Annotated in this window: 18 protein-coding genes and 1 riboswitch; of the genes, 4 read left to right on the forward strand and 14 right to left on the reverse strand. The window is 34.9% G+C overall.

Features of this window, described 5'->3' with window-relative positions; translation table 11 throughout:
- Positions 1-69 precede the first annotated feature (69 nt).
- On the reverse strand, positions 70-441 hold the full coding sequence (locus tag WCV66_RS18770) for a sensory rhodopsin transducer (RefSeq protein WP_066340443.1): 372 nt from the start codon (positions 439-441) through the stop codon (positions 70-72).
- A gap of 309 nt (positions 442-750) precedes the next feature.
- Here WCV66_RS18770 and WCV66_RS18775 point away from each other — a divergent pair, with 309 nt between their 5' ends.
- A complete protein-coding gene (locus WCV66_RS18775; RefSeq protein ID WP_066340440.1) occupies positions 751-1257 on the forward strand; it encodes an acyl-CoA thioesterase in 507 nt (168 codons plus the stop codon).
- 43 nt (positions 1258-1300) lie between these two features.
- Here the strand turns inward: WCV66_RS18775 and WCV66_RS18780 are convergent, their stop codons facing one another.
- The 4 genes from WCV66_RS18780 to metE form a co-directional block, all read right to left on the reverse strand.
- The gene (locus tag WCV66_RS18780) at positions 1301-1771 is read right to left on the reverse strand and encodes an SRPBCC domain-containing protein (RefSeq protein WP_338786494.1); all 471 of its coding nucleotides are present in this window, start codon (positions 1769-1771) and stop codon (positions 1301-1303) included.
- A 353-nt stretch (positions 1772-2124) separates the two neighbouring features.
- Positions 2125-3579: a catalase KatA gene (gene katA, locus WCV66_RS18785; RefSeq protein ID WP_066340434.1), complete on the reverse strand. Its 1455-nt coding sequence runs from the start codon at positions 3577-3579 to the stop codon at positions 2125-2127.
- A 690-nt stretch (positions 3580-4269) separates the two neighbouring features.
- The gene (locus tag WCV66_RS18790; protein WP_338786495.1) at positions 4270-5688 is read right to left on the reverse strand and encodes an NAD-dependent succinate-semialdehyde dehydrogenase; all 1419 of its coding nucleotides are present in this window, start codon (positions 5686-5688) and stop codon (positions 4270-4272) included.
- 327 nt (positions 5689-6015) lie between these two features.
- On the reverse strand, positions 6016-8322 hold the full coding sequence (metE, locus tag WCV66_RS18795) for a 5-methyltetrahydropteroyltriglutamate--homocysteine S-methyltransferase (protein WP_338786496.1): 2307 nt from the start codon (positions 8320-8322) through the stop codon (positions 6016-6018).
- A gap of 151 nt (positions 8323-8473) precedes the next feature.
- Positions 8474-8670, reverse strand: a riboswitch (cobalamin riboswitch).
- A gap of 358 nt (positions 8671-9028) precedes the next feature.
- Here metE and WCV66_RS18800 point away from each other — a divergent pair.
- On the forward strand, positions 9029-9436 hold the full coding sequence (locus WCV66_RS18800) for a hypothetical protein (protein ID WP_338786497.1): 408 nt from the start codon (positions 9029-9031) through the stop codon (positions 9434-9436).
- A 74-nt stretch (positions 9437-9510) separates the two neighbouring features.
- On the opposite strand, the gene WCV66_RS18805 is transcribed toward WCV66_RS18800, so the two are convergent.
- Complete coding sequence (locus tag WCV66_RS18805; protein ID WP_338786498.1) at positions 9511-10011, reverse strand: phosphatase PAP2 family protein; 501 nt, start codon at positions 10009-10011, stop codon at positions 9511-9513.
- Positions 10012-10151: 140 nt separating this feature from the next.
- On the opposite strand from WCV66_RS18805, the gene WCV66_RS18810 reads away from it, so the two are divergent.
- Positions 10152-10277: a hypothetical protein gene (locus WCV66_RS18810; protein ID WP_260445562.1), complete on the forward strand. Its 126-nt coding sequence runs from the start codon at positions 10152-10154 to the stop codon at positions 10275-10277.
- A 62-nt stretch (positions 10278-10339) separates the two neighbouring features.
- Here the strand turns inward: WCV66_RS18810 and WCV66_RS18815 are convergent, their stop codons facing one another.
- Positions 10340-11635, reverse strand: a complete 1296-nt coding sequence (locus WCV66_RS18815) for a DEAD/DEAH box helicase (protein ID WP_338786499.1) — start codon at positions 11633-11635, stop codon at positions 10340-10342.
- A 638-nt stretch (positions 11636-12273) separates the two neighbouring features.
- On the opposite strand from WCV66_RS18815, the gene WCV66_RS18820 reads away from it, so the two are divergent.
- Positions 12274-13113: an STAS domain-containing protein gene (locus tag WCV66_RS18820; RefSeq protein ID WP_338786500.1), complete on the forward strand. Its 840-nt coding sequence runs from the start codon at positions 12274-12276 to the stop codon at positions 13111-13113.
- A 78-nt stretch (positions 13114-13191) separates the two neighbouring features.
- Here the strand turns inward: WCV66_RS18820 and WCV66_RS18825 are convergent, their stop codons facing one another.
- The 7 genes from WCV66_RS18825 to WCV66_RS18855 all read right to left on the reverse strand — a co-directional run bounded on the left by WCV66_RS18825 (position 13192) and on the right by WCV66_RS18855 (position 21881).
- The gene (locus WCV66_RS18825; protein ID WP_338789495.1) at positions 13192-14751 is read right to left on the reverse strand and encodes a fatty acid--CoA ligase; all 1560 of its coding nucleotides are present in this window, start codon (positions 14749-14751) and stop codon (positions 13192-13194) included.
- Between the two features lie 223 nt (positions 14752-14974).
- A complete protein-coding gene (locus tag WCV66_RS18830) occupies positions 14975-15187 on the reverse strand; it encodes a hypothetical protein (protein WP_066337375.1) in 213 nt (70 codons plus the stop codon).
- A gap of 401 nt (positions 15188-15588) precedes the next feature.
- Positions 15589-16122, reverse strand: coding sequence for a nitroreductase family protein (locus WCV66_RS18835; RefSeq protein ID WP_338786501.1), 534 nt, complete (start codon positions 16120-16122; stop codon positions 15589-15591).
- Positions 16123-16626: 504 nt separating this feature from the next.
- Positions 16627-17622: an ABC transporter permease gene (locus tag WCV66_RS18840; RefSeq protein ID WP_338786502.1), complete on the reverse strand. Its 996-nt coding sequence runs from the start codon at positions 17620-17622 to the stop codon at positions 16627-16629.
- 19 nt (positions 17623-17641) lie between these two features.
- Entirely contained in the window at positions 17642-19132 is a 1491-nt protein-coding gene (locus tag WCV66_RS18845) for a sugar ABC transporter ATP-binding protein (RefSeq protein WP_338786503.1), read from the reverse strand.
- Positions 19133-19289: 157 nt separating this feature from the next.
- A complete protein-coding gene (locus tag WCV66_RS18850; RefSeq protein ID WP_338786504.1) occupies positions 19290-20267 on the reverse strand; it encodes a sugar ABC transporter substrate-binding protein in 978 nt (325 codons plus the stop codon).
- Between the two features lie 600 nt (positions 20268-20867).
- Positions 20868-21881 (reverse strand): LacI family DNA-binding transcriptional regulator, encoded by a 1014-nt coding sequence (locus tag WCV66_RS18855; protein WP_338786505.1) that lies wholly within the window; start codon positions 21879-21881, stop codon positions 20868-20870.
- Positions 21882-21908: the final 27 nt, after the last annotated feature.

Below are 21908 nucleotides of genomic sequence, written 5' to 3' on the forward strand. Positions count from 1 at the left end.
TAGCGATTCGCAAACGTTTTCATTTTAACTAACCAATTTATTCTTTCCATTATTAAATACTTTTGGTAATTATTTTAGTGGATATCCCATTGTCGACATAAGCGCTAGTCCTGGTTGAGTAGAGTCTAGTCGGCTATATTGAACAATAATTGGAAGATCACTTTCAACTTCAATTGAATATGGAACACCAAATGGTATCGTTTCTCCATCAAGCTCTAAAGTTGAGGTGCGAAGATGATTACTTCTTTTACCTTGTACGATTACTGGTATTCTTTCAATTGGGTTACGATCCTCAAAGTATATTGAAATAAATATATTCGCCTCGTTTTCATTGCAATTTAGTATACAAATAGATTCATGACTTGTAAGTTCCCCAGAACTTAGTGGTGGAATATATCCATCTGGAATGATCCAATGTGTTTCACCCTTTTTTTTATTCAAACAAATCTCCTCCTAGATAAATTACTTACTGATTCTTTAAAACATTCGTTCAAATTAGTTTTAATTTGTGCGATTATGTTCATTATAATATGGTTAGCGATATTTAACATCACTTTTTGTAAAAATGCTTTTTTCTTATTGAAAAGGTAAAATACGCTTAAAGGAATAAAGAATGAGTATATTTTCCAGTTTTCGTAAACAATATCATAAAATGTTGTTATGATTTAATACAAATAAATTGACGCTGTTGATTGAAAAAAGAATAATGTAAACAAGGATATCATTTCAGAAAGTCAGGAGAGAATGTTAATGGTAGGAAGAGCCGAAAAAAAATGCAGTGAATCACTTGTCATTAAAACGAGCAGAGTTTTCCCATTGGATACAAATAACCACAATACATTATTTGGTGGAAAATTAATGAGTTATATTGATGATGTAGCATCGATCTCTGCAGCGAAGCATTCTCGATGTGAGGTTGTAACAGCGTCAACAGATTCTGTTGATTTTTTAGTCCCTATACGTCAGAGCGATTCCGTTAGTTTAAAATCATATGTTTCATCTGTAGGACGCTCCTCTATGGAGGTATTTGTGAAAGTGATAGCTGAGGATTTAAGAACAGGTGAACGGAAGCTTGCTGCGACTTCCTTTTTAACATTTGTAGCTTTAGATGATCAAGGGAAACCTGTCCAAGTTCCAAAAGTGATTCCTGAATCTGATGAAGAAGTTATGCTTAATAATACTGCAGGCCAACGGATAAATGTACGAAAAGAACGTCGAGAGCATAGTGAAGCATTTGCAAATGTTGTAACACTTTGAATTGACTCTAACAAAAACGAGGCTATCATAATGCCTCGTTTTCTCATGTAATACTATTATTTATTTGTTCTGCCATGCTCTTAACTTTAGGAAGTACTTTTTCCCAAATCTCAGTGCTTAAATCACGGTATTTCTCTCCATCATTCATTACAGAAAAATCCCCCTGTAAGATATGGAGTGTCGTCTTTCCATCTTGCTCAGACAGTTTGAAGGTAATACCGTCTTCCTCAGTAACAGCAGGTCTTTCTGAACTACGAACATCAAATACAGTAAAGCGCAAAATTTTATGTGGTTTAAGAGCCGTGACATTGCCTTCAACAATGACTGTTCCGTCTTGACCTTTCCAAAGAACTGGACTACCAAGGTTCCAGTCTGATTCTATGGAAAATTGCGGGCCTCCACTTGAGAACTCAGTTGCCCACTTATCTGAATAAATACGGTTTGTAAGCGCCTCCCAAACTTTTGCGCTTGTTGCATTGATTACTATTGATTCATCAACAAAGAGCTTTTCCATCTGAACCTCCAAATAAAATAAACATACTTTCTCTTTCCATTATACTTTTTGAAAACTATCCAATCAAACCTATAAGGAACAAAAGCGCAAGCGCCTTGATCAGCCCCGACAAGCATAAGATGATTTAGAATAGAAGGCGTTTTTTGCCTTCAATTCTAAATTAGCTAGACCCTAGAGGGGCTAGGCGCTGGAGCTGGATGTCGTGCGCTTATCCACAGTTCAAGAATTTTATAATTTCCTTAACGAAAATAAAGCACCCGAGAAACGGGTGCTCTAAATGAGAATAATTAAGAATCTATTGAGAATGTGTTTATTTTTTAAAAACGAAATTTACGAATCTATCAGCTAAGCGATTATTTCACTGATTCTGGAACTGCTAACCCTAAACCTTCAGCGATACGAGTTCCATATTCAGGATCTGCTTTATAGAAGTGCTGAATTTGACGTAACTTAATATCGTCTCTTTCAACGGGTTTCATAGCTCCAACAATGTTAGAAACTAGATGTGCACGTTGTTCTTCATTCATTAAGCGATAAAGGTCACCTGCTTGTGTATAGTGATCATTATGATCATATCCAACACTATCTGCTACACCTGAAACAGGGAATGCTGCTTGCTTATGCTCAGGTGTTTCAGATGGACCACCAAAGCTGTTTGGCTCATAGTATACAGACTTACCACCATTATCATCAAAGCGCATTTGCCCATCACGCTGATAATTTTTCACTTCATTTCTTGCACGGTTAATCGGTAGTGCTTGATGGTTAGCGCCAACACGGTAACGGTGTGCATCATGGTATGCGAACAAACGACCTTGTAGCATTTTATCAGGTGATACATCTACTCCAGGAACAAGTGTACCAGGTGAGAATGTTGCTTGTTCTACCTCAGCAAAGTAGTTTTCAGGATTTCTGTCTAATACCATACGACCAACCTCGATTAGTGGATAGTCTTTTTGTGACCATACCTTTGTTACATCAAATGGATCAAAACGGTAAGTATCTGCGTCTTCTAAAGGCATGATTTGTACATATAATTTCCAAGCTGGAAAATCACCTTTTTCAATCGCATTGAATAAATCTTCTGTATGATAATCAGGATTTTCACCTGCTATTTTAGCCGCAACTTCAGGGCTGATGTTTTTAACACCTTGCTCTGTTTTAAAATGATATTTGATCCAAACTCCATCACCTTCTGCATTTGTCCATTTGAATGTATGGCTACCAAAACCATGCATGTGGCGTAATGTTGCTGGTATGCCACGATCAGACATAAGGATTGTTACTTGGTGTAGAGCTTCTGGTGACAATGACCAGAAATCCCATATTGCATTAGGATTTTTCAAGTGTGTTTGTGGATCTCTTTTTTGTGTATGGATGAAATCAGGGAATTTGATTGCATCACGGATAAAGAATACCGGTGTATTATTCCCAACGATATCGTAGTTACCTTCTTCTGTATAAAATTTAACTGCAAATCCGCGTGGATCACGAACTGTATCAGCTGATCCAAGTTCACCAGCAACCGTAGAAAAACGAATAAATAAAGGTGTACGTTTCCCTACTTCAGATAAAAAGTTAGCTTTCGTATATTTTGACACATCATTTGTTACTTCAAAGTAACCGTGAGCACCTGCACCTTTTGCATGTACTACACGCTCTGGAACTCGTTCTCTATTAAAATGTGCAAGCTTTTCTAAAAGGTGTACATCTTGTAATAATGTTGGTCCGCGATCTCCTGCTGTGATTGAATTCTGGTTGTCCCCTACTGGAGCACCCCAGCTTGTAGTAAGTCTGTTATTAGTCATTTAAGAATCACCTCATCAATTATTTGAACATGATATTATAATAACATCTCTCAGTTAAAAATCAATACTTTTTTATAATAATTATAATTTAATATTTAAAATTATTATTTAATAACTCTAAAAATAGTTAGTTTGTGTGTGTGAGTGTCATAGTATTGGGTTCTCTTTATCACTGTTAATATCACGACACTTTTATTACTATGTTATTGATTATGAATCTATTACTATTAAAATTGTTTTTTGTTAGTAAGAACAATCAATGTGGACGAGTTTTAACCACGACACTTTTTTTGAATCAACAAACTATTCGAGCTCTTTTCTCACTTGTATTGAACCACTTTTTCATTTTATTGAATCCCTCATCTCATTTATTTAACCACTACTCTGATTTTTTGAATCAATTTCCTCGTTTATTGAATCACCCCACTATTTCGTAGCTCTTTCTAACTTGGTTTGAACCAATTTTTCACTATCACACTACTCACAAATCCTGAATTATTTACATGAATAACGAACAATAGCGCAAGCTCCTGGAACAGCCTCGGGCAAATAAGACGCTCATGAATAGAAGGACCCTAGAAGGTCTAGGCGCTGGAGCTGGATGCCTATGGCTTAGCCACAGTACTAGAATTTTATAATTTCCAGACATTAAAAAAAGCTTAGCTAATTTTAGCTAAGCTCTCATAGATACTATAATCCAAGTGAAATATATTTTATTTCTAAGTATTCTTCAATGCCATGATGGCCACCCTCACGACCTATTCCACTTTGCTTGAAGCCCCCAAATGGAGCTTGAGGTGTTGAAGGAAGTCCATCGTTTAAGCCGATTATTCCATATTCAAGGGCTTCTGTTACTTTTATTCCCCTAGAGATATTTTCTGTAAACACATATGCTGCCAAACCAAAGATAGAGTTGTTCGCTCGTTTGATCACTTCTTCTTCTGTTTTGAATGTGGTAATAGGAGCAACTGGTCCAAATGTTTCATCTTTCATACACAACATATGATCATTTATATTGGAAAGAATTGTAGGTTCTATAAATAAACCTGCTTTTCTTGTACCACCAAGTTCGACTTTGGCCCCATTTGATACTGCATCCTCGATGTGTAGAATTACTTTTTCAACCGCAGCTTGATCAATAAGTGGTCCAATATCGATCCCTTCATCAAGTCCATTGCCTATTGTTAATTCGTTTACTTTTGGAACTAGTTTTTCAATAAAAGCTTGGTAAATTGATTCGTGTACATAAATGCGATTTGCGCAAATACAAGTTTGCCCTGCATTTCGATATTTTGCTGCGATCACGCCATCAACTGCTTTATCTATATTTGCATCCTCTAATATTATGAAAGGTGCATGCCCACCTAATTCTAATGATAGCTTTTTAACAGTTTGTGCTGATTGCTGCATCAAGAGCTTTCCAACTTCTGTTGATCCGGTAAACGTTAATTTTCGTACTCTGTCATCCTGGAGCCAGACCTCACCAATTTCCTTAGCACTCCCTGTGACAACATTAATTACACCCTTAGGAATTCCTGCCTCTTCTGCTAACTTTGCTAATTTTAATGCTGTAATCGGCGTTTGTTCTGCAGGTTTAATCACAACTGTACATCCAGCTGCTAGTGCAGGGGCTACCTTCCTTGTAATCATTGCAGCAGGAAAATTCCATGGGGTGATAACTGCGACTACTCCAACTGGTTGCTTTTGCACAAAAAGACGTTTATTTCGTTGAGTAGCAGGGATTGTTTCGCCATATATCCGCTTTGCTTCTTCTGCATACCATGATAAAAATCCATTTGCATAGTTAACTTCACCAATCGCTTCTTTTAATGGCTTTCCTTGCTCCATCGTCATTGTTTTCGCTAAATCTATTAATTGTTCTTTGATTAAATCATGCCATTTGTGAATTAGGTCTGCACGTTCATAGGCAGAATATGCTGACCAACTATTATAGGCATTATTTGCCGCTTCAACAGCCTGCGCAGCTTCCACTCTTCCTCCATTTGGAACAGTCGCAAAAAAATCGTTTGTAGCCGGATTCATAACCTCGATCGTTGGTAAATCTTCCCCTCTCCACTCTCCGTTAATATACATTTGATAATGTTCCATTATGTACCTCCTTTAGCTTTTTTCCTTATAAGTGATACTTATTAATTTTTTCTGAATTTTATCTTGTTGATCAAAGAAAAATAACTTCATAGTTCATAGAAATCTATGTAATCCATTATTTTCATGGATTACATAGATTTCTCAGTGAAACTGTTAATGTAAGCTTAAATCATAATAAAGCATTAATACAAGACAAAACTAATAAGCACAATATTTAAAACTAATGTTACATAATACTAAAGTATTGTTTTTCTAGACAAAAAAGCACTACATACCAAAACAGTAGTAGTGCCTTCCCTCTTTCTTCTATCTAATTAAGTCTTTTTATCATTCTAAAATACTTATTTTAACAGTCTCAACAGTATGAAGTTTTTCTCGATAATTGAGAGCCGCATCAACCATTACCTTTAATGCTGCAATCGTTTCAGCTTCCCCTCTTGTTTTCAAGCCACAGTCCGGGTTGACCCAAAAAGCATGGTAATCCAATACTTCAAGTGCACGTTTAATATTTTGTGATAATTCGTCAATTGTTGGAACACGTGGACTATGAATATCATAAACACCTAAACCAATTCCTTTATTGTAATGATGTTGTTCAAAGGAAGCGATTAATTCACCGTGACTTCTAGATGTCTCAATTGAGATTACATCTGCATCAAGTTCATCGATTGCATGAATAATATCATCAAAATTCGAGTAACACATATGTGTATGAATTTGTGTATTATCTTCCACAGATGATGTAGCTAATTTGAATGCATAAACTGCTGCGTTTAAGTAGTTTTCTGTTTTTTCTTCTTTTAATGGTAACCCTTCACGTAAAGCAGCTTCATCTACTTGAATCATCTTAATTCCACTTGCCTCAAGTGCTTTAACTTCCGCGCGAATCGCTAAGGCTACATGATTTAACACGTCAGTACGGCTAATATCATCACGGACAAATGACCAATTTATGATCGTTACCGGTCCAGTTAGCATTCCTTTCACTGGTTTTTTTGTTAGAGATTGGGCATATACGGTTTCCTTAACGGTCATGTTTTCTATTGCATAAACATCACCAAAAATAACAGGAGGCTTAACACAACGGGAGCCATACGATTGAACCCAACCAAATTTCGTTATCGCGACACCTTCTAGTTTTTCTCCAAAAAACTCAACCATATCTGTACGCTCAAACTCACCATGAACAAGAACATCTAATCCAAGCTCTTCTTGAATATCAATCCATTTCTTTATCTCACTTTGAATATATTGCTCATATTTCGCAGCAGATAGCTCACCTTTTCTCCATTTCAATCGTTGTTTACGTACTTCCTTTGTTTGAGGGAAGCTACCAATTGTTGTAGTAGGAAGGATTGGTAATTGAAATTGTTCTGCTTGTAATTCCTTACGAATTTTCGAATCAATCCGTGATGAAGAGTCATGTTTCCTATTTTTCATCGCGTCATGAACTATTTGAACATTACGATGTGCAGAATTTTTCAACGAATGAACTGCTTGATCATAGCTTTCTAGTTCAGCAATACCTAATTCATCGTTAACAAACTTTGTTAGGTAGACAATTTCTTCAAGCTTTTCATCAGCAAATGCTAATGCATCTTTTATTTGCGTGTCTAATTGTTGCTCACTTTTTACCGTTACTGGAACATGAAGCAAACTACACGATGGCTGAACAATAAGTTGATTTTCATCAACGAAGCTAGTTAATTCTTTCAATAGAGAAGCTTTTTCAGTTAAGCTTGATTTCCAAATATTACGGCCGTCAACGACACCTGCAAAAAGCACCTTGTCATTTGGAAAACCATATTTTTTTATATTTTCAAAATTCACACCTTCATCGTGGACAAAATCAAGACCAATACCTTGTACTGGTAGTTGAGTTATCTCTTCATAAAATTCAATGCTTTCAAAATAGGTTTGAAGGATGAACTTTACATCTGGAACTCCACCTTGGAAAGCTGTATATACTTCTTTAAGCTCATTAATTATCTCTTTCTCTACATTCTTAACCAAGATTGGTTCATCAATCTGAATCCATTCTGCTCCAGCTTCTTTTAGTTGTTTAAATACTTCTATATATAAGGTTATTAGTGAATTTAATAACTCAGCTCTTTCTTGCTCATCAAATCCTTTAGATAAAGAAAGTAATGTGATTGGACCAAGGATAACCGGTTTACCATGTATTCCTAACTTATTCTTAGCTTCCAAATACAAGTTAAGTAAACGATTTTCTAATAAAGTAGGCTTTGCGTCCTTTAACTCTGGCACGATATAATGGTAATTTGTATTAAACCACTTCGTCATTTCTGACGCAATTTTCCCGCTGCTTCCTCTAGCAATCTCGAAATAGGTTTTAAGGGAAATCTTTTTTTCACCGGTTTTAAAGCGCTCAGGTATAAGTCCAAACATTGCAGCCGTATCTAACACTTGATCATAATAACTAAAATCACCAATAGGAATAAGATCAATTCCTTTTTCTTTCTGTTTTCTAAGATGTGATAAGCGAATTTGTTCCATTTCGCTATAAAACTGTTCCTCAGATATTTCGTTTGACCAAAATAATTCTAAAATCTTTTTCCACTCACGATTCTCACCAATTCTTGGATAACCGATATTTGAACTTTTTATACTCATTTTATTAACTCCTTCTATGTAGTTTATTTTTCAAATAAAAAAGCCTCTCTAATGGATTAATAGAGAGACGATTGATAGACATAGTTAACTAGAGTTGAAATGAATAAAAGGGTTCAACATATGACCACCACTCCTCCCTATTTCGCGTAGGTAATAAGTGCACACAATAGGCAGGTCTCCTGACTTAGGTTCCTCACTTCATATCCCTTCCCATTTCATGCTTGAAACAGTGGATTGCGATATGAAGCTCCCCATAACAGTGGCGCGACCGTGTCGGATTTACACCGAACTTCCCTTTTAAGTTAAAAGTCTTTATTATCTTTTAACACCCATTGACTGAACATTATTAAATTTTAAAATATATTTAAAACATGTGACTTAGATTATATCATTTTTCGTTATTTAGCAAGTTTTTTTTCTAAATATCGTTTCTTACTATGCTAGGTTGTATATAATTACACTCTTGTTTACATAACATTATTATGTAATTAAATTGATTTCCATCACGATTCATACTAACCAGAATCTCTCTACAAATTTCATTTAAAAATCGAATAACATGTAACATCTTGTTGGTTTCTGCGCTTTCCCGAGAAATAACTAGGAAGATATGGCCCATACAAATAGGCATGAGCCGTGACAGTCCGCTAAAACCCACATAAACTTATAAGGATTTCAACCATATAAAAAAAGGAGCGTTTCCTTCATGAACCCATACGGATACGGATATTATCATGAGTTTATCCCACAGCAACCTAATTTTTATAGTCCAAATGACTATCCTCCATTCGTTCAACATCAGGAACAATTTGAGGATACTAGACAACCAGCTCTTGAAAGAAGAGTAGCTGCACTAGAACGACAAAATGAACGACAAACACGGGAATTGGCAAGACTTAACAACGAATTAAAAAGACAAAACGAAGAGCACAAAAGATTAAACCAGGAATTCAATCGATTAAATCGCGAATTCAACCGAGTAAACCAGCAAGTAACACAAGTTAATGATAGAGTTGAACAACATACTCGTAGATTAAACCGTTTAAACCAACGACTCCGTGCAGTAGAAAATAAATTAGATATACCATTTACACCAGGTGAAGGCGGTTTTTAATTAATTCGTTCTTTATGAATAAAAACAAGGATGATAAAAGAATTATATCCTCCTATCATCCTTGTTTTTGACATTTATTTTCTTATAAGCGAAGACATATTAATAATATTACTTACTATACAACCTATAAAAGCACTTCTAATAATATCAAACGGATAATGAGCCCCCGTCCATATTCGTGAAACACCAATTAGTACTGATAACCCCAACATAATGCAGCCTACAATTTTGTTGGAAAGATAGATCATCGTTGAAACAGAAAAGGCCAGCAAAGTGTGTTTACTTGTAAAAGTTGAATCAAGTTTTGAAGGAATTAAAAGATTGGCTTTACGGGTTATAAACGGTCTTGGTCTAAATTTATATTGCTTTATTAGAACATTAATACATAAGTTAATCATGAGCGAAATCAATGAACGATAAAATACTTTCCTTTTTTGACCTTTTCGTAGCCACAGTAAAAATAAAACAAATCCGAAAATATAGCGCATCTGATTTGAGGCAAAGATCATGATATTATCTAAGAAAGTATTTTTTCCTGCTAAGTCATTTATCCATTTAAATAGCCTCTGATCCATAAAAATAACTCCTAATTTTTTTGTCGACATTATTATTCTCTAATCATCATGGAGTATGTAAAAAATGAAAATTAGATAGAAAATAAAAATATTTCTATTGCACATAATAGTTATGATCACCAAGGAGAGGAGGTACAAAAATGACAAACCGCAATGATAACCGCGAACGAAAAAACAAATACCCCAATAACAAAAAGCAGGATACAGAATTCTCGAAGGATATAAATATTAGAAGTGAAAAAACGAAGCAGGATTTACAAAAGTAAAAAAGAGAGTGGATTTCAACTAAAGACGGTTGAAGTCCTCTCTCTTCTCATTTCCCAAGATATTATCGAGTCCTTTTAGACCGCGAAGAAGTACTTGTTTTACTCTTTCTCCTACTGTCATTTGTTCTATTTCTAGATGGAGCTTCAGATGCTCTGCCTGCTTTGTCTTTTCCGATTGGACGGCGTGCCTTTTTTATTTGTGAGTTTCGTTCCTGCTCATAATCATCACGATCAGGAATACTTATCCCTTTTATCACTTGCTTTTCTAGTGTTTGACCAATCCCTTTTTCTATCATACGTAAGAAATCAATGTCCTTGGGAGCAACTAATGTAAAGGCAACACCATCTCCACCTGCTCGTCCTGTACGGCCAATCCGATGAACATAGCTTTCAACATCATGTGGAATATCATAGTTAAATACATGTGTTACACCTTCTACATCTAATCCCCTTGCAGCGACATCTGTAGCAACCAAAAATTGAATTTTCGCTTCACGAAATCGCTTCATCGCTTTTTCACGCTTTGCTTGAGTTAAATCACCGTGGAGTTCGTCAGATTCATAGCCATTGGCGATAAGAGCTTCTTGAAGCTTTTTCGCTCGAATTTTTGTTCGACAAAAGATAATTCCCAAAAAAGGACGATGCTCTTCTAATAAATGTAACAATGTCCCCTGCTTTCGACGATCCGTTGTTTCAATAACAATTTGTCTGATCTCATCAACAGTTATTCTTTTCGCTTTTACTTGAATGCTTTCTGGTTCCTGCATGTATTTTTTAGCGAGAGACCGAATTTCATTTGGCATTGTAGCTGAAAAAAGCATCGTTTGACGTGTTGAAAGTGTCTCATAGATAATGTCATCTACCTCTGGAAGAAAGCCCATATGTAACATTTGATCAGCTTCATCTAATACAAGCATCTCAACAGTTGATAGATCAATTGTTTTACGTCGAATATGATCCAACAATCGACCTGGGGTTGCCACAACAATATGCTGTGCACCTTTTAACTTTTTCAACTGGTGCTCAACATCCTGTCCCCCGTAAACAGCAAGTACATTGATATCTTCTAGGTTCTCAATCATTTTTTTTATTTCTTTTGATATTTGCTGTGCTAGTTCACGTGTTGGTGTTAATATCAAAGACTGTATATCAGACTTACTACTATCAATCTTTTCTAAAATTGGAAGAACAAAAGCTAATGTTTTACCAGTTCCAGTTTGCGCTTGGGCAATAACATCCTTTCCCGCTAATATAGAAGGAATTGTTTTTTCTTGGATAGGTGTAGGTGTAACAAGTCCTAATGATTTTAATGTATGGTTAATTTCTTTTCGAATTCCTAGTTGTAAAAAGTCAGGCAAGGTAATCACGTCTCTTTTCTTAAATTAATGCTTTTATTGTTATTTTATCTTGGATATACTCGTTGACATCAATCTTCAATTCATAAGTAGCTAAACGGGCGCTTGCACATTTGATCGAATAAAGGCTTATTTACTATAGCATATTGAATAGTATTTTACAGTGAGAATTTAATTATAACTTTTTTTATTTCCTAACTATACCTACATCCGCTAATACATTTTAAACAAACGATTAATTAAATAACTAAAATCAGTTAATAAAGCGTCGCAAACATTGATATAGACGAATAAAAAAATAAGTAAATAGGTTTGTTCGTTTCAAAATTGCTAGCTAGGTTTGTTTAACTTTGGCTCTTTTCTAAAAGATTGTTGTTTTTGAACAAAACTGATTAGGGTGATTGGAACGGATATGCGAGACTCCTGTGGGAGTAGCGGGACAGATGAGACCCCACAGGCGCTTCGCGCTGAGGAGGCTCATCGCCCGCCCCACGGAAAGCGGGCATCCTCTCGCTGCAATCAACCAATCCAATACTATTTTAAAAGCAACAAAGTTTGTGAAAACAGCCTTAACTTTTAAACGATTTAAAAGTCAAATATGGTATTATTAAATTGTTGACTAAAATTTGGGAGCGATGGCAATGAAAGAAGAATTAAATTACATTGGACAAAAAATTATTAACAACAGGAAAATTTTAGCTAACAGTGTCACTGATTTACAGAAAAATTTATATGATTTAAGCCAAAACAATCTCAATTGGTACGAGGATACTGATAATAATCGCGCATCACATCTTATTGAACTTTTAGGAAAATCATTAATAGATAAACAACAATTATCTAAAGATATAGTTGATTGGGCAAAAACAGAGGCTAGTTATCTCGTAGATACTATTTCGTTAACGCAAGCTCTAAGGTCTTTGGCTTTTTATCGAACCGTTATATGGGATGTTTTCACAGAGGAGTTAGAACAACAACAATTTGCCGCACTTACAATGTTAGATGTTAGTAAAATTATTGACCCATTATTAGATGAAATAAGTGCCGTATTTGGGGAAGTTTTTCAAGACCACAGCAATAAATTAATGAAAATAGCTTATACTGCATTAGAAGAGCTTTCGGTACCTGTTGTTCCTATTAACAAAAATGTTGCTGTTGTTCCACTTATTGGTGAAATTGATACACATAGATCTCAACTAATATTAGAAGTGACAATGGAAGAATCTTCTAAACTCAAACTCGAATATCTAATTTTAGATGTCACAGGAGTGCCAGTAATCGATACAATGGTTGCTGACAATTTATTTAAAGTGATTTACGCTTTGAAACTTTTAGGAGTGGAAACAATTATTACAGGTATAAGACCTGAAATTGCGCAAACCATCGTTTCAATTGGGGTTAATTTTAAAGGAGTTACAACCTTTGCAGATTTACCTACCGCTTTATCAAGTATTGATCTTAAAGTAGTACATCAGAACTAGGTGATTTTAACAATAACTTTACATAATTTTATAAGAAGCTGAGATCTAGTACAGATACTCAGCTTTTAGTTACTAACCTCATTTAACCTCCTGATTTTTTAAATCCTCACGTAATAAAAACTTTTGAATCTTCCCACTTGCATTTCTAGGTAATTGATCAACGAAAACATATCTTCTTGGACGCTTATAAGGTGCTAGCTTTTCAGAATGCTTACAGAAGTTTTCTAAATCTTCGGCAGTCACATTTTGATCTTTTTTCACGACAACTGCGATTACCTTCTCTCCCCATAATTCATCAGGTTCTCCAAGAACAGCTACATCTAGTATTCCTTCATGCTCATAAAGAGCATCTTCTACCTCTCTTGGGTAGACATTTTCTCCACCACTTATGACCATATCATCCACTCGATCTGCAACAAATAAGAAACCATCCTTATCTAAATATCCGAGATCACCAGAGTGATACCAACCTTTATAAAGTGCTTCTTCACTGGCCTCTTTTCTATTAAAATACCCAATCATCATAGCTGGACCTTTCACGATTATTTCTCCTACCTCACCAGGTGGTAATATATCTTCAGGCTCAGATGGTCCGTTTTCATTTGGTTTAACAACTCTTACTTCGTGATTAAAGCAAGCTCTTCCAGCTGAACCTGCTTTTGAAAGCTGTTCATCTTTCCCTAGAAATGTGATAGCTGGACCCATTTCCGTCATTCCATATGCTTGCACAAGTTCGATCCCCAGTTTCTCCTTACATGCATTGACTAATACAGGCGCCATTGGTGCTGCACCATAGAGACCAAGCTGAAGTGATGTTAAATCATAGAGTTCTAAATTTTCTTGTAATAGCATATTCCACATCGTTGGGGCAGCAAAAAAACTTGTTATCCCTTCATCTTTTATTGTATGTAACACTTCCTTTGCATCAAAGTGATGGATAATCACATTTTTTGCTCCGACATGCACTCGAGGCAGAAAACAACAATGAAGTTCTGCACAATGGAACATTGGGGCAGTTACAAGTCCAATATCACTCGTAGACATTGTTAAAGAGCTAATACAAATTAAGCTATGCTCAATCATATCACGATGACGGTGCATTACCCCTTTTGGTCGACCTGTAGTTCCACTTGTATACATTATTGCGTAAGTATCTGATTCAAATACTTCTGTCATTGGTTGTGTTGTTGAAGCTGATTTAACGTTCTCGTGATAAGAAGAAGCAAAGGCTGGGGGTGATTCATCAATAGACCAAAAGGAAACAGATGGGAACTGATCATGTATCTTTGTAATTTGGGGTTCCAAAGCATGTTCGAACAAGACAATTTTCGGCTCAGCATCATGCAAAATATATGATACTTCATCTGCTTTCAAACGAAAATTTATTGGATTTATAATTGCCCCGATCTTTGCTGCAGCAAAATAAACTGTTCCTAATTCATATGAATTGAATAGAAATGTAGATACTCGATCCCCTTTGCGAACACCTGTAGCAAGTAATGTATTTGCAAGCTTGTTTACTTCGTTGTTCCACTCCTGATATGTCCAGCGAATTCCTCTTGGTCGATCTACCAACGCTTCCTTTTTTCCAAATTTAGCAACGGTTTGTTCAAATAACTTACCAATCGTTAAATACATTTTCATTTCTCCCCCTCACATATAGAAAGCGATTACATTTTTAGTTTTAAAGATCAAAGCAGATTATATGATATTTCTACTAATTTCATAAAATTCCTTTTTCAATTTCAAAATAAAGAATAGTAAAAAAATTTCACCTTATTTAATCTCTAAAAGAATAAAAAAACACCATGTAGATTGTAAACAACTATCTACATGGTGTTCTTGATACAATATATCTTTATTAGCTTCCCATTTTCCTACGTGTAGTACTAGTTTTTTTTGATTGCTGACTTTTCATCTTTTGATTTTGACCCAATCCTTTATTTGCCTGTTTTCCATTTGCCTGAGCTTGTTTTTTATTTGCAAGCTGTTGTTTCATTAAATCCTGTAAGCTAACCTTCTTTTTTTCTGTTGGTTGTGTATTTTGGTCATTATTATTTTCATGATTTGACATTAATATATCTCCTTTATCGTTAGAAATCATTTATAAGCTTTAACGGATGCTTTCCAATCAATTATAATACAATATTAATAAATAAACACCTAGAGAACAAAGATATTACTAATTTACTTAACGATTTCTAAGAAAGCTCGTTGTAAACTGTTTCCAATTAATGGTTTATTGAAGTAATAGCCTTGACCAAAATCACAACCATTTTAGTTTAAGACTTGATGCTGATTTTCTATCTCAAATCCTTCAGCAACAATTGTTAAATCTAAGTGCTGAGCTAAATTAGCAAACAATTGAGTCTACAAGCGAAACATTTTTTTATCTAAATATAAAAACGTAAAGAAATTGTTTTTAAACAGCATCTTCACGTTTTTCTACTCGAATTATGTACATCTTAATATTAGTTAATGATCTTGATCAAATAATCCATGATGAATTATTTCTTTTTTATTTGGTAGATCTTTCTTTTTTGGCTTTTCTTTCCCATATCCTAATCCCAAAATAGCAAGCACTCTTCGGTCATTCGGTATATTTAATGCATCTCTTACATACATTTCCCTTTGTTCGGATTCATCCTCATCTGTCGCATTAAAGACTGCTCCAAAAGCACACCCTAATCCAGCGTCCACTGCAGCTAACCAAATATACCCACTTGCAATTGACGAGTCCTGAATCCAATACTTACTAATTGTTGGACGACCTGTAATAACGATCGCATAGTTTGCTTCTTTTAACCATGGTACATATGGGGTTGTTTTTGACAGATGATCAAGCATTCCTCGATCTTTTACAACGATAAACTCTCTCGAAGGCAGATTATTCCCTGTAGGTGCAAGCCATGCTGATTCTAAAATCCCTTCGATTTTTTCAGAAGGTACCGGTTGGTCTAAAAAACTAGTAATTTCCCGTCTGCTACTCACCACATGGTTAAATTCCATTCTATTTCCCCCATTCACAAAAATAAAAGAATATTTCAAATACATCTTTTATTTTAACAAACATTCAATAAATAACCAATTTCCATTACTTATCCTTCTGTTTTACACACGAAAAACAATACAGGATCTTATTATCCGTTATCATTCCATCTAAAAACCCATCCAAACAATAAATAATCTTCTCACAAATAGAACATTTCCCTACTTCTTCTCTCATTATGAGCTCCCTCCATAATTTCATTTCTCGAAATAACTAATTTGATCTTTAACATTTTTGCTCATTTATAGCATGATAATAACTTTATATGTTTAATTCATCATACTAGAACATCTCATTATGTTGCCATCAAGTTTGAGCTAATTTTTTATTCCTTGTATTATTTTATTATACTTCCATGTATTTTATAGGAACACTCAATTATCCATTAGTTTTTTTAGAATAATTAAAAGCTAGACCAATAAAGTCTAGCTTTTTACTGCCGTTCGATTCCTTATATTTTTTGATTACGCTTTTTTATTTTTACGAGCATCAATTAATACAGCGCTTACAATGATGATACCCTTTAAAATTTGTTGCCAGTAAGATGAAACCCCTAATAAATCAAGGCCATTGTTCAGTACACCGATAATTAGTGCACCAATCATTGTTCCCGCAATTGTTCCAACGCCCCCAGCTAGACTTGTTCCACCAATTACTGCAGCTGCAATAGCATCTAACTCAAACATATTTCCCATACTTGGTTGACCTACACTGATTCTCGCTGTTAACATCATCCCAGCAATGGCAGAAAGAAAACCAGCGTAAGTATAAATCATGATTTTATATCGGTCTACATTAATCCCGCAAATTCGTGCAGCTTGTTCATTCCCACCAATTGCATACGTATATTTACCGAACTTTGTTTTACTTAACATCAAATGTGAGATAATCCCCATAACAATAAATACAACAATTGGAAATGGGATCCCTATGATTTCACCTTTACCAATAAACAAAAATGATGGCGATAAATCAGGAATTGGTCTTCCATCACTATATAATAAAGCTAAACCTCTTGCAGCAATCATCATTCCTAGTGTAGCGATAAAAGCAGGAATTTTTCCTTTTGCTGTAATTGTTCCGTTAATTAATCCAGCAAGCGCACCAATACCAAGTCCAATTGCTAAAGGGACAATGATTGGAAATTCACCTGGATGAGCAAAACTTGCTGATGCAACTGAAACTAACGCAATAACTGACCCTGATGACAAATCAATTCCTGTTGTAATAATAACCATCGTAACACCCATTGCAACAATTCCGATAAATGAAATTTGACGAACAACATTTAATAAGTTTTGTGCTGTTAGAAAGGCTTCTGAAAGTAATGACATTGTCACCATCATTGCGAGTAAAACTAGTAATATCCCATACTTACTAGTTAGTTGTGCCCCTTTCTCTTTCCAAGCAAACTTAGTCTTACTAACACTCGTAACTGTGCTGCCAACTGGATTATTCATCTTAAACCCTCCTCTTGTTTCAACTATAAGCAACCTCTAAAATTTTCTCTTGATTTGCTTCTTCCCTACTTAATTCTCCTTTTTTGCTACCTTCATGCATGACAATGACACGATCACTCATTCCTAATACTTCAGGCAATTCAGAAGAAATCATAATAATGGCTTTACCTTCCTGCGCTAACTTAGACATCAATTTGTGTATTTCTGATTTTGCTCCAACATCAACACCTCTAGTTGGCTCATCTAAAATAAGAATATCGGGATCATTTAACAACCATCTCGCTAGCAGGACCTTCTGTTGATTTCCACCGCTTAGGTTCATAATAAGTTGATCAATACTAGGTGTTTTTATATTTAACCGTTCTACCTGTTCCTTACATGTTTCATCAACTAATTTTTTATTTACATATCCTAGCTGTGAAAAATGATCGATATTCGAAATAATCATATTTTCCCTAATTGAAATCGGAAGAAATGCTCCTGTTAATTTTCGATCTTCTGTTAATAATGAGAGCTTGAGTTTAATTGCATCTTGAGGTGATTTTATTTTCACCTTTTCTCCATGGATAAAAATCTCGCCTGAGTCAGGTGGATCAATGCCGAAAATACTTTCGATTACCTCTGTTCTACCAGAGCCCATTAACCCTGCAATCCCTAATATCTCACCTTTTCTTACTTCAAAACTTATGTTTTTGAATTTCCCCTCTTTTGAGAGATTGTTAACTTCAAGAACGACCTCCTTAATTTCTGCAACTTCTTTATGAAAGACTTGTTTTATTTCTCTTCCTACCATCATTTGAATTAATGTATCTTGATTTAATTCATGTGCACCCTTTGTCCCGATATATTGCCCATCTCTAAAGACAGTAATTTCATCACAAATTTTAAAAATCTCATCCATTTTATGTGATATATATATGATCGAAACACCTTTTGCTTTTAACGAATGAATAATATTAAATAATTGCTCTACTTCTTTTTCTGTAATGGCAGATGTTGGTTCATCCATAATAATTAAATCAGCATGATATGACACAGCTGTTGCGATTTCAACCATTTGCATATTTGCAATGCTTAAGTCTTTCATTTTTGAACTTGGATCAATCTTCATATCGAGTTTTTCAAATAACTCCCTAGCGTCCTCCACCATTTTCTTATCATTTACCCAGCCAAATTTACCTTTTATAGGTTCTCTGCCTAAGAAGATATTTTCGGCAACCGTCATATGAGGAACCGGACTTAATTCTTGGTGAATCATCGATATCCCATTCATTAATGCTTCCTTTGTGCTCGAAACGTTCAATTCTTTCCCTTTATATTTAATCGTTCCATGGTTAGGCGTATAAATTCCAAAAATAATTTTCATGAGTGTAGATTTCCCAGCTCCATTTTCACCCATTAATGCATGAACGGTCCCTTTCTTTACCTTCAATTGAATATTATCTAGCGCTTTTACCCCAGGGAATTCCTTTGTAATATTTTGCATTTCTAAAATATATTGTTCACTCACCTTTACACCACCTTGTAATTAGTAGTTTACAGGTTGACTCAAAAGAGTCTGATCCATCCATGCATGAATTGTATTTATATCTTTCAACTCATTAAATGAATTTTTGTGGAAGAAGATCAGACTCTTTGGTTTTGAATCACCTTAAAATTCTTCTATATTATTTCTCCCACTTCGCGATATACTCATCAACATTCTCTTGAGTAACTAATTCAAATGGAATATTTATGAAATTACTTTCTAGCTTTTCTCCTTTAACAGCCTTAATAGCTGTTTCAATTGCACCCTTCCCTTGGCCATAAGCATCCTGGAAGGCAGTTACATTCAACTTTCCATCTTTTACATATTCTAATGCGTCAATTGTTCCATCAATCCCTGCAATAATAATATCTCCGCGCTTACCAGCGGCCTCAAGGGCCATGATTGCACCAATTGCCATTTCATCATTATTCGCTACAATTGCATCGAATTCATCTCCAGCTTGAATCCAGTTTTCCATTACGGTCATGCCTTGCGATCTTTGATAATCAGCAGTCTGTTCACGAACTAGTTTCATATCTGGATTTTTCTCTAAGACATCTTTATTTCCTTTTGTTCTATTAACAACTGATTCTTGGCCTAACGTCCCGTTCATAATTCCGATATTTCCTTTACCACCAAGTAACTCTGTGACTTTTTCCATTTGAATTGTACCTGCTTCAACAGATTCGGAACCTACATAAGCATAAATCTTTTCCATCGTCTCTCCATCTGGCATTCTATTAACGACAACAACAGGTATTCCAGCCTCATTTGCCGCATCAACCATCGGACCTACAGCATCTGTTTCAACAGGATTAATTAAAATTGCATCTACCTGCTGAACAATAAAAGTTTCAACTTGTGAAAATTGTTTACCTGCATCATTTTTCGCATCTACCATGCTTACTTCAACATCATCATGAGCTTCATCATATTCTTTAATTCCATCGTATAAGTAGGAAAGCCACTTATCATCAAACACAGGCATAGCAGCTCCGATTACAATTCCATCTTTTCCTGAATCACTTCCACCTGTTTCACCTGATGCACATGCAGCTAACAATCCTAATGTAAGAATAGTAATCATTAACATACTCATTATTTTTTTTAGTTTCATAAGTAAACCCCCTATAATAACTTTTAGTGAAACGCTTACATTTTACAAAATAAACAATTGCAAACTACTACTTAATTAACAAATAAAACATACATTATTCATAACAGGTTAACAATTATTACGAAAGCGCTTTACCTTTTAAATATGTAAGAGTTATTCTATGATGTTAACTTAAGAATTGACCGATTTAAACCAATAGATATCCGGAAAGTGATCCCCCTTACCCCTTTGTGATTTTGGAATTATCGTCTGATATGAGCGTTGTAATCGATTTCAAAATTCATTATCGGGTAATCGATAACCCCTATTTGTATATTATCTTATGATAAATTACTTTTCAACACTTTTTTTGAAATTTTTTGAATTTTGTTCACCTTAAAATTTTTTTATTGTTAACAACTGCAAAAGGTTTCTTAACTATTCCAATTCTTCGCGTAACTAAATAACCTACAGTTTAATCTGCCATTCACTAATATGAACACAAAAATACCCCTATCTACTTAATGTATAATAGGAGTATTATTTTAGATTGGGTGTGTATATTTTTTAAAGGGTTTGTGAAATAAAACTATTGATAATAGGTAAATCTACGACACCCTACTATTGACCGTCTTTTCCATAAACTCGAGCTGTTGTCTCACGAATCACTAGATCAGGAAGCATCTTTATTCGTTGCTTTAATTTATTTGTTTTATCAATTTTACTAATAAGCAGATCCATTGCTTTTCTCCCCATTTCACCTAAAGGAGCCGCAACTGAAGATAATTGTGGTTCTACTATTTTGCACATAAACGTATTGTCAAAACCGATAACAGATAATTCGTTTGGAATCTTTATTCCACGTTGTTTTGCCGCCATTATTGTACCAACAGCTAAAACATCATTACAACCAAAGATTGCAGTAGGTCTATCTTGGTTATCTAGAAGTTTTCCTGCTTGTTCAACCGCCCTCTCGATTGTTGTTTCACTTTGGTAAATTAATTTTTCGCTATATTCTATATCAGCATTTGATAACGCTTGCTTATAACCCTTAACACGCTCTAAACTGCTTACTGCATCCTCAGTCATTACGCCAATTTGTCGATGCCCTAATGATAGTAAATATTCCGTAACCTTATATCCTCCTAAAAAATCATCAATAGTTACACAATCAATACTAAGTTCAGGACGTTCAAGTGCAAAAAGCACTAATGGAAAATTCTCATTAATAAGCTCTTTAAGAACCTCATCATTTTTAAATTTTGAAGCAATAATGAAGCCATCAACCTGTCTCTGACGGAATAACGTTACTTGTTCTTCTTCTTTTTCTGGGTCATTATTCGTATTACAAATTAAAATACTAAATCCCAATTCACGCCCGTATGCTTCAATTAATTTCAAGTACTCAGAATAAACAGGATTGTTCATATCTGGAATGATAATTCCGATTGTGAATGTATTTTTCCCTTTCATTGCCGAGGCCAATACATTCGGTTGATAATGAAGATCTTCCATAATTTTCATTATTTTAGCTTTTGTCTTTTCACTTATGCGTCCCTTATTATTTATAACTTTGCTAACAGTAGTAGCAGAAACCCCTGCTTCTCTAGCGATATCATAAATGGTAGGTTTCATCTTTCCACACTCTTTCAAACATTCTAT

Origin of the sequence: Metabacillus rhizosphaerae (genome assembly GCF_037201795.1) — a bacterium.
Classification (GTDB): domain Bacteria; phylum Bacillota; class Bacilli; order Bacillales; family Bacillaceae; genus Metabacillus; species Metabacillus rhizosphaerae.